The 8,465-nt window shown below is 70.6% G+C and carries 9 protein-coding genes; 6 read left to right on the top strand and 3 right to left on the bottom strand.

Annotation, left to right across the window (positions count from 1 at the left end; genetic code table 11):
* Window positions 1-72 precede the first annotated feature (72 nt).
* The 3 genes from modA (at window position 73) to JMF90_RS12980 (ending at window position 2,321) form a co-directional block, all read left to right on the top strand.
* A complete protein-coding gene (gene modA / locus JMF90_RS12990; protein WP_012338494.1) occupies window positions 73-867 on the top strand; it encodes a molybdate ABC transporter substrate-binding protein in 795 nt (264 codons plus the stop codon).
* Window positions 868-877: 10 nt separating this feature from the next.
* A complete protein-coding gene (gene modB / locus JMF90_RS12985; RefSeq protein ID WP_011548163.1) occupies window positions 878-1,555 on the top strand; it encodes a molybdate ABC transporter permease subunit in 678 nt (225 codons plus the stop codon).
* 64 nt (window positions 1,556-1,619) lie between these two features.
* On the top strand, window positions 1,620-2,321 hold the full coding sequence (locus JMF90_RS12980; protein ID WP_011548164.1) for a sulfate/molybdate ABC transporter ATP-binding protein: 702 nt from the start codon (window positions 1,620-1,622) through the stop codon (window positions 2,319-2,321).
* Window positions 2,322-2,481: 160 nt separating this feature from the next.
* Here JMF90_RS12980 and JMF90_RS12975 read toward each other — a convergent pair whose 3' ends face one another.
* The 3 genes from JMF90_RS12975 to JMF90_RS12965 form a co-directional block, all read right to left on the bottom strand.
* Entirely contained in the window at window positions 2,482-3,318 is an 837-nt protein-coding gene (locus tag JMF90_RS12975; RefSeq protein ID WP_012338495.1) for a TOBE domain-containing protein, read from the bottom strand.
* A 53-nt stretch (window positions 3,319-3,371) separates the two neighbouring features.
* Window positions 3,372-4,994, bottom strand: a complete 1,623-nt coding sequence (locus JMF90_RS12970) for a CHAD domain-containing protein (protein ID WP_011548166.1) — start codon at window positions 4,992-4,994, stop codon at window positions 3,372-3,374.
* A gap of 139 nt (window positions 4,995-5,133) precedes the next feature.
* The gene (locus JMF90_RS12965; RefSeq protein ID WP_011548167.1) at window positions 5,134-5,517 is read right to left on the bottom strand and encodes a tautomerase family protein; all 384 of its coding nucleotides are present in this window, start codon (window positions 5,515-5,517) and stop codon (window positions 5,134-5,136) included.
* Window positions 5,518-5,630: 113 nt separating this feature from the next.
* On the opposite strand from JMF90_RS12965, the gene JMF90_RS12960 reads away from it, so the two are divergent.
* The 3 genes from JMF90_RS12960 to JMF90_RS12950 all read left to right on the top strand — a co-directional run bounded on the left by JMF90_RS12960 (window position 5,631) and on the right by JMF90_RS12950 (window position 8,299).
* Window positions 5,631-6,488, top strand: coding sequence for a LysR family transcriptional regulator (locus JMF90_RS12960; protein ID WP_011548168.1), 858 nt, complete (start codon window positions 5,631-5,633; stop codon window positions 6,486-6,488).
* 40 nt (window positions 6,489-6,528) lie between these two features.
* The gene (locus JMF90_RS12955) at window positions 6,529-7,452 is read left to right on the top strand and encodes a DMT family transporter (protein ID WP_006479461.1); all 924 of its coding nucleotides are present in this window, start codon (window positions 6,529-6,531) and stop codon (window positions 7,450-7,452) included.
* Between the two features lie 67 nt (window positions 7,453-7,519).
* A complete protein-coding gene (locus JMF90_RS12950; protein ID WP_011694677.1) occupies window positions 7,520-8,299 on the top strand; it encodes a sensor histidine kinase KdpD in 780 nt (259 codons plus the stop codon).
* Window positions 8,300-8,465 lie beyond the last annotated feature (166 nt).

Genomic DNA, 8,465 nt, shown 5'->3' with positions numbered 1-8,465 from the left:
CGCAGTATGCCAAGCGTTATAACCCGCCCTATATTACGATTACGGTTTCCACCCGTTCAAAACGAATCCACCATGCGCTCAACCGTCCGTCCGCTTCGCCGCACCCTGCTTCGCCTGCTGCCGATCGTCACGCTTGCCGCCGGGTTCACGTTCAGCGCGCCCGCTTCCGCCGCCGACGAACTGGTCGTGTCGGCCGCCGCCAGCCTGACGAACGCATTCAAGGCCGTCGGCGACGCGTACGAGAAGCAGCACCCGGACACCAAGGTGCTGTTCAACTTCGGCGCATCGGACGTGCTGATGCAGCAGATCGCCAAGGGCGCGCCGGCCGACGTGTTCGCGTCGGCCGACCAGAAGGCGATGGATCGCGCGGTGAACGAAAAGGTGATCGTGCCTGGCACGCGCCGCGATTTCGCCGCGAACTCGCTGGTGCTGATCGTGCCGGCGGACAGCCGCGCGGCCGCGCCGACGTCGCTGAACGACCTGACCGCGCCCGGCGTGAAGCGCATCGCGTACGGCGACCCGGCCTCGGTGCCGGTCGGCCGCTACACCGAGGGTGCGCTGCGCGCGGCCGGCGTGTGGGACGCCGTCAGCGCGAAGGGCGTGCTGGCCGCCAACGTGCGCCAGAGCCTCGACTACGTCGCGCGCGGCGAGGTCGACGCGGGCTTCGTGTTCGGCACCGACGCCGCGATCATGCCGGGCCGCGTGAAGGTCGCGCTGACGGTGCCGACGCAGACGGTCATCACCTACCCGATCGCCGTGGTCAAGGACAGCCGCCACGCCGCGCAGGCGCAGTCGTTCATCGATTTCGTCGCGTCGCCGCAGGGCCAGGCCGTGCTGTCGACGTTCGGCTTCAAGCCCGCCAAGTGAGCTTATCGCGATGCAAGACGCCTGGGTCCCGCTGCTGCTGTCGCTGAAGGTTGCCGGCTGGGCGACCGCGCTCGACATCGTGCTCGGCGTCGCGGCCGCGTTCGTGCTCGCACGCTGGCGCTCGCCGCTGCGCGACGTGGTCGATTCCGTGCTGACGCTGCCGCTCGTACTGCCGCCGACGGTGCTCGGTTATTACCTGCTCGTGCTGCTCGGCCGGCGCGGCGTGTTCGGCGCGTGGCTCGACAAGTTCGGTATCGAGCTGGTGTTCACGTGGCAAGGCGCGGTGATCGCGTCGATGGTCGTCGCGTTTCCGCTGATCCTGAAATCGGCGCGGGCGGCGTTCGAAGGCGTCGATCCGCATCTCGAGCGCGCCGCGCGCACGCTCGGGCTCGGCGAAGCCGCGGTGTTCTTCCGCGTGACGCTGCCGCTCGCCACGCGCGGGATTCTCGCCGGCGCGCTGCTCGCGTTCGCGCGCGCGCTCGGCGAATTCGGCGCGACGCTGATGATCGCCGGCAACCTGCCCGGCCGCACGCAGACGCTGTCGGTCGCGATCTACGCGGCCGTGCAGGCCGGCGACGACAACACGGCCAACTTCCTCGTGCTGGTGACGTCGATCACCTGCGTGCTGGTGCTGCTCGCGACCGGCTGGCTCGTGCCGTCGCGCGCCCGACGGAACCAACTGACATGAAGCGCCTGTCCTGTCCGCATCGCCGGAGTCGTCCGGCGGCCAGCCCGCTTCGGCGGAGGCCCGCATGAGCCTCGTCGTCGACATCCGCAAGACCTACGCGAGCGCCGAGCGCCGCTTCACGCTCGACATGTCGTTCACGGCGACGACGCAGCGCGTCGTGCTGTTCGGGCCGTCGGGCGCGGGCAAGAGCATGACGCTGCAGGCGATCGCGGGGCTGCTGACGCCCGACGCAGGCACGATCACGCTGAACGGCGAGCCGCTGTTCGACGCCGCGCGCCGGATCGACGTGCCGACCCGCGAACGCCGTGTCGCGTACCTGTTCCAGGACTACGCGCTGTTCCCGCATCTGAACGTGCGGCAGAACATCGCGTTCGGGCTCACGTCCGGGCTGCGCAACCCGCGCGCGAAGACGGTGCCACCGGAGGTCGCGTACTGGCTGCGCGCATTCGACCTCGAATCGCTCGCGGGGCAATATCCGTCGCAACTGTCGGGCGGGCAGAAGCAGCGCGTGGCACTCGCTCGTGCGCTGGTCGCGCAGCCGCGCATCCTGCTGCTCGACGAACCCTTCGCGGCGCTCGACGGCGCGATGCGCCAGCGCATGCGCCATGAGCTCGCCGAACTGCAGGCGCGGCTCGACATCCCGATGGTGCTGATCTCGCACGACCCAGACGACGTCGCCGCGTTCGGCGACCAGGTCGTGCAGTTGAGCGAAGGACGCGTGCAGGCGAGCCCGCCGCACGCCGAGTGGCCGACGCGCGTCACCTGAGCGCGCGACGCCGTGGTCGGGAGCGTGGCGCTGGCCGCCACATTGGAACCTGAGAGACGCCGCGGCGCGGCGCATGCTGCAAGCGGAAACGAAGCCGGTGCGATGCATACGCGTGCGGCACCCGGCTTCGCCCCGCCCTGCACGTCGGCTGCCGGCCAGGTCAGCCCGTCACCGCCAGAATCACGCTCGACGCCTTGAACAGCGCGATCGCACGCCGACCGGCGGCGAGCTGCAACGCATCGACGCTGTCGTTGGTCACGACGGCCGTCAGCGTCCCGCCGCCGTCGAGCGCCAGCGTCACCTCGCTGTTCACCGCGCCCGCCGCGACGGCTTCGACGCTGCCGTGCAGCCGGTTGCGCGCGGACACCTTCAGGTCGGGCCCGCCATCGTCGACGGCGAGCACGACCCACGACGCCTTCACCAGCGCACACGCGTGCGCGCCTTCCCGCAGCCCGAGCGCCTCGGCGCTTTCGTGCGTCAGCACGGCGACGACGGCTTGCCCGCCCGGCAGCGCGAGCGTCACCTCGTCGTTGACCGTGCCGCGCACGAGCGACGCGACCTTGCCGAACAACTGGTTGCGCGCGCTCGTCTTCATCCCGATCCGGCCGATCAGCGCCCAGTCGACGTCGAAGCCAGCAACGGCCGCACTCGCGGCCTCGATGAAGCGGCGATGCTCGCGCTCGATCGTGCGGAATGCGGCGATCAACGACGTCGCGCGCGGCGTCAGCGTCGTGCCGCCACCGCCCTTGCCGCCCGTCGAACGCGCGACGAGCGGTTCGCCGGCGAGATTGTTCATCGTGTCGACCGCGTCCCACGCGGCCTTGTAGCTGAGGCCGACGGCCTTCGCCGCGCGCGTGATCGAACCGGTGTCGCCGATCGCCGCGAGCAGCGCGATGCGCGTCGCGCCGCCGAGGGTCTGTTCGCCGGCGCGCAGCCACAGCTCGCCGCCCAGTTCGAGCGGTCCGGCGGACGAGGAAGAAGGCGGGACGTCGGTCATCATCGGCATGCGTGGGGGAAACGGGCGGCCATTATAGGGGCGGCGCGCGGCGCTCAGCCCGGCTTGCCGTCGAGCTTCGGCGGCCGCAGGCTGGCCAGCAGCGTCTCGGCGTCGCGCGCCGCCCGCTGTTCGAGCGCGGCGCCGTAACCGCGCACGAAACCGAGCTGATACGGCGGCGCCGCCAGTTGCTCGAGATGACGCAGCGCGACCATCGCGTCGTTCGCTTCGCCGAGCACGCTCTGCACGCGCGCCAGCGTCTTGACCGTCTCGGTGCGCGTGCGGCGCGACGCCAGCGACGCGAAGAATTCGAGTGCGTAGCGCAGCCGCTTCGCATCGATCCGCACCTGGTGGCGTGCCGCCGTGTCGAGCGACGTGAGCGACGGCGATCCGTAGAGATGCCCGAACAGCCGCCGTACGCGCTTGGTCGCGTGACGCCGCAGCGACGGCGCGTCGTCGCCATCGGCCGCCGGCAACGCGAGCGCACTCAGCCATTCGAGCCAGCCGAGCGTCAGCCGCGCGTAGCGGGCCGAATGCAGCGCCTGCCGCAGCTCGACGCGCGCGGCCATCGACTGCGCGCGGGCGGCGTCGAGCGTGCCGTCCCAGTCGCTGCTGCCGCCGTCGGCCGCGATCAGTGCGGGCAGGCTCTCGGTCGCGAACACGTCCCAATCGCGCACCGTGCCGAGCAGCTTGGCGAGCCAGCGCAGGTCGACGCCGAGCGTGTCCCTCCATTGACGGTCGGTGAAGCGCGGGAAGAAGCGCATCAGCGTGCGCAGGCGGCGCAGCGCGACGCGCATCTGGTGCACGAATTCCGGGTCGTCGCGATCGAGCACGCCGCACTCGTTGCCGAGCCATTGCGCGGTGATGTCGCCGGACAGCGCGAACAGCGCGGCGCGCTGCGTGCGGATGCCGGTCAGGTCGACGGGCTGCGCCTTGACCAGCGTGGCGGCCACCGGTCCGCCGGCACAGGCGCGGTCGATCACGCTCGTCAGTTGCACGAAGGCCGGCCACGCGCCGCTCAGTTCGCGCGCCGCGGCAAACAGCGCGTGCAGCGCCGCCGTGCGCGCGGCCACGGTCTCCCAGTCGGGCGCGGCCAGACGCAGCTCGACGTGGCGGCGCGGCGGCTCGCCGCCGCCATGCAGCGTGATGTCGTCGAGCGTCATCTCGACCACGACGCCGCTGTCGTCGGCCCAGCGCCCGCGCCGCCGTTCGCTGACGAGGCGCAGCGCCGACGCCTGGGCCCGCGCTTCGTCGGTGTCCGGCGCAACGCCGTCGGTTTCGGCGGCCGGTGGTGCGTCGGTATCGGCCGCGCCAGCCGTCGCGGGCACCGGCAGCGGCGTCGCGACGACGATGCCTGCGTGTTCCGCGTCGAACAGTTCGCGCTGCGTGACGCCGGGGGCGAACGTCCGGGTGCGCGATGCGACGACCCGCGTGCCATGCGCGTTCGATTCGACCCAGGTCCACCAGCTCGCGCCGGGGCTCCGCTCGGCCTCCTCGATCTGGCACGGCTCGACCGTCACGCGCTCGTGGCCGCGCCGCATCCGGACCTGCGGGCAGATCCGCCACGCGCGCACGAGCTCGGCGCCGAAGTCGCGTTGCGCGCCACGGGCACGGCTTGCGCCCTTGACCGGCCATCCTTCCAGCGACAACGACAACACGATTTCCAGCACACGCGACATGGAGGCTCCTGCACATGAAGGATCGCCGGCGCATCGACCGCGCCGGCGTCGCTCGTGAAGCAGCTTCCATAGTACACGCCGCCCAAACGCGCTGGCGTCGATCCGGCCCCGCCGCCCTGTGGCAGGTCAAGCCGGCACGTCAGACGGCGTATTGCGCGATGCCGTTGCCGAACGACCAGTTCTCCTTCAGCACTTCGACGAGACCGATGAATACGTCTTCCTGCCGCACGCCGGGCTGCTGCGCGAGGTTATCGGCGATCGCCCGGTACAGCGAGCGCTTCTGCTCGAGCGTGCGGGTGTTGTTCGCGGTGATCTGGATGATCACGAGATCGTCACTGCGTTCGATATCGAGGTAATGGCGACCGAACACGAAATTCTCGGCCGTATGCTCGGTCACGACCATGAAGATGTCGTCCTCGGGAACGTTGAACGTCTGGATCAGCGCGCGTTGCACGCCGTCGACGAGGGCCCTGCGGTAGGCGGCCGGCTTACCTTCGCGTAAGGCGATACGGGTGAATGGCATGGTCATGCTCCTGTCGGTGAGTGACGGTGAAGAACGAAAACACAGCGTCAGGTTAGGCGCGTCCACCTATAATGAACAGTCATTGATGAATATTTCATTTATTTTCATTTGAAATGAAAGTACTCGATCTCGATGCCGTGCGCGCGTTCGTGCTGGTCGCCGACCTCGCCAGTTTCACGCGTGCCGCCGATGCGCTCGGCACCACGCAATCGGCCGTCAGCCTGAAGCTGAAGCGACTGGAGGCCCATCTCGGCAAGCCGCTGCTGGCGCGCACGCCGCGCGTCGTCAAGCTGGCCGCCGACGGCGAGAATTTCCTGCCGGCCGCCCGTGCGCTGCTCGACGCGCACGAGCGTGCGCTCGGCGCGATCTCGACCGGCACGGTGCGCCTGTCGCTCGGCGTCAGCGAGCACGTCGCGGTGCCCGACCTGCCGGCCGTGCTGACGAGCCTGCACCGGCAGGACCCGGGGCTGTCGCTGGAAATGCATCTCGGGGCGTCGACGAGCCTGCTCCCGCAATACGACGAACGGCGGTTCGACGCGGTGATCGCGCGGCACGAGCCTGGCGAGGACCCGCCGCGCGACGACGCCACGCCGCTGTTCACCGAGCCGCTGGCGTGGCTCGCCGCGCCCGACTGGGCGCCGCGCGCGGGCGAGCCGCTGCCGCTCGCGGTGCTGGCCGGCCCCTGCGGCGTGCGAGCCGCCGCGCTGCGCGCGCTCGATCGCGCGGGGTTGCCGTGGCGCGAGCGCTTCACGGGCGGCGGAGTCGCGGCGGTCACGGCGGCCGCCGCGGCCGGATTGGCCGTCTGCCCGCTCGCGCGGCGCGTCGCCCCGCGCACGCTGGTCGACGTCGGCGCGAAATTCGGGTTGCCGCCGCTGCCGCAATCGCAGGTCGTGCTGTATTCGCGCGTCCGCGACGCCCGCGCCGCCGCCGCGCTGCGCAGGTTTGCCGACAGCCTTGCAATCTCGGCGTAAACTGGCGGGCCCGCCGCCCGCAATCTCCAGACGAATGCCGATGAAGCCCGACGCCCGCAAGCACCTCCGCGCCAACCTGCTGATGCTCGGCGCCGCCGCGATCTGGGGCTCCGCCTTCGTCGCGCAACGCCTGAGCCTCGACGTGATCGGGCCATTCCTGTTCACCGGGCTGCGCTTCCTGCTCGGCGCGCTCGTGCTGGTGCCACTGCTGATGGTGAATGCGGCGTCGCGCGCGCAGCTCGCGGCGATCCGGCGCGAACCGGCGCTGCTGCTGCCGGGCCTCGCGCTCGGCGGGCTGCTCGCCGTATCGATCTCGCTGCAGCAGGTCGGCCTGCAATACACGCGGATCGCGAACGCCGGCTTCATCAGCTCGCTGTACGTCGTGATCGTGCCGCTGATGGGCGCGCTCGCGCGCCACCGGATCGGCGCGGGCACGTGGTTCGGCGCCTTGCTGGCCGCGATCGGCCTGTATTTCCTCAGCATCGACGAGCATTTCTCGGTGCTCTACGGCGACTGGTTCCAGCTCGCGGGCGCCGTCATCATCGCCGCGCACGTGATGGCGGTCGGCCATCTCGCGAAGCGCCACGATCCGCTCGTGCTCGCGTTCCTGCAGTTCGCCGTGTGCGGCGTCGCGTGTCTCGCGGTCGGCCTGGCGGTCGAACCGGTCAGCGCCGCGATGCTGCGCGGCGCGCTGCCGACGCTGCTGTACGGCGGGCTGCTGTCGGTCGGGGTCGGCTATACGCTGCAGGTCGTCGCGCAACGCGACGCGGCGCCCGCGCACGCGGCCGTGATCTTCAGCATGGAAGGCGTGTTCGCGGCGATCGCCGGCTGGGCCGCGCTCGGCGAAACGCTGACGCTGCGCGCGCTGGTCGGCTGCGCGCTGATGCTGGCCGGCCTGCTCGCGTGCCAGTTGCTGCCGAACGGCGACGCGCGGAAAAAGGACGAGGACGCGCTGCCGGCGTGACACCCACCGTCCCTATAATGGCGATTCGCGTGACTTCCACGCCAACCGCTTCCGACAGGCCAGCTCCGTGACGTCCACTTCCGTCGATCCCGCCGCCGACCTGCTGCGCGAACGCGCAGCGCACTACGCCGCCCAGGCGGCGCTGTTCCTGCGCGACCAGGCCCTCTCCACCGCGTCGCACGACCTGCGCAGCCCGCTGAATGCGATGCACAGCTGGGCCTACGTGCTCGAGCGCCAGCTCGCCAATGCCGATCCCAATCTCCAGCGCGCGCTTGCGGGCATCCGCACGGGCATCGACCAGCAGGTCGCGCTGATCGATGGCGTGCTCGACGCGCCGCGCGCGGAAACGCGCACGCTCGTGCTCGCGCCGCAGCCGTTCGCGCTGCGCGCGCTGCTCGACGAAACAATCGCGCTCGTCCGGTTCGCGCTCGCCGACGCACGCCAGGTCGCGCTCGACACGACGCTGCCGGACGGCGAGCCGTCGCTCACCGTCGATCGCGAACGCGTCGCACAGGCGCTGTGGACCCTGCTGACGACGGCCGTCGAAGCCAGCGCCGCGGGCAGCCGGGTCGCGTTCGCCTGCACGCGCGACGGCGCGCAGTTCACCGCGCGCGCCACCTGCACCGTGAATGCCGGCGTGCTGGTGGACCCCACGCAGCCGCATGCGTTCGAATCGTTCGCGCGGCGCGAGATGCTGCACGAGCGCGATGCGAAACGCAGCGCATGGACGCTCGCGCTATGCCAGCGCGTGGCCCTCGCGCACGGCGGCACGTTCGCGCACGACGTGTTCGCCGACGGCGCGGCCGCCACCCTCACCTTCTCGATTCCCTGCGAGGCGCCGGTGTAAGCAAGCGGTCGCCCGACGCATTACAAATTCCTTTCTGGCTCTATACTGGTGGGCCTGTCATAACCGGAGCGATTCTTTGTTACAGATCTTCGCGCTCATCGGCGCGTTGTTCCTGGTGGCCCTGAACGGGTTCTTCGTTGCGGCCGAATTCGGCCTCGTCAAACTC

The organism is Burkholderia sp. E168m23 (assembly GCF_016586125.1).
Lineage (GTDB): Bacteria > Pseudomonadota > Gammaproteobacteria > Burkholderiales > Burkholderiaceae > Burkholderia > Burkholderia orbicola.
This window is presented reverse-complemented; position numbering and strand designations above follow the sequence as displayed.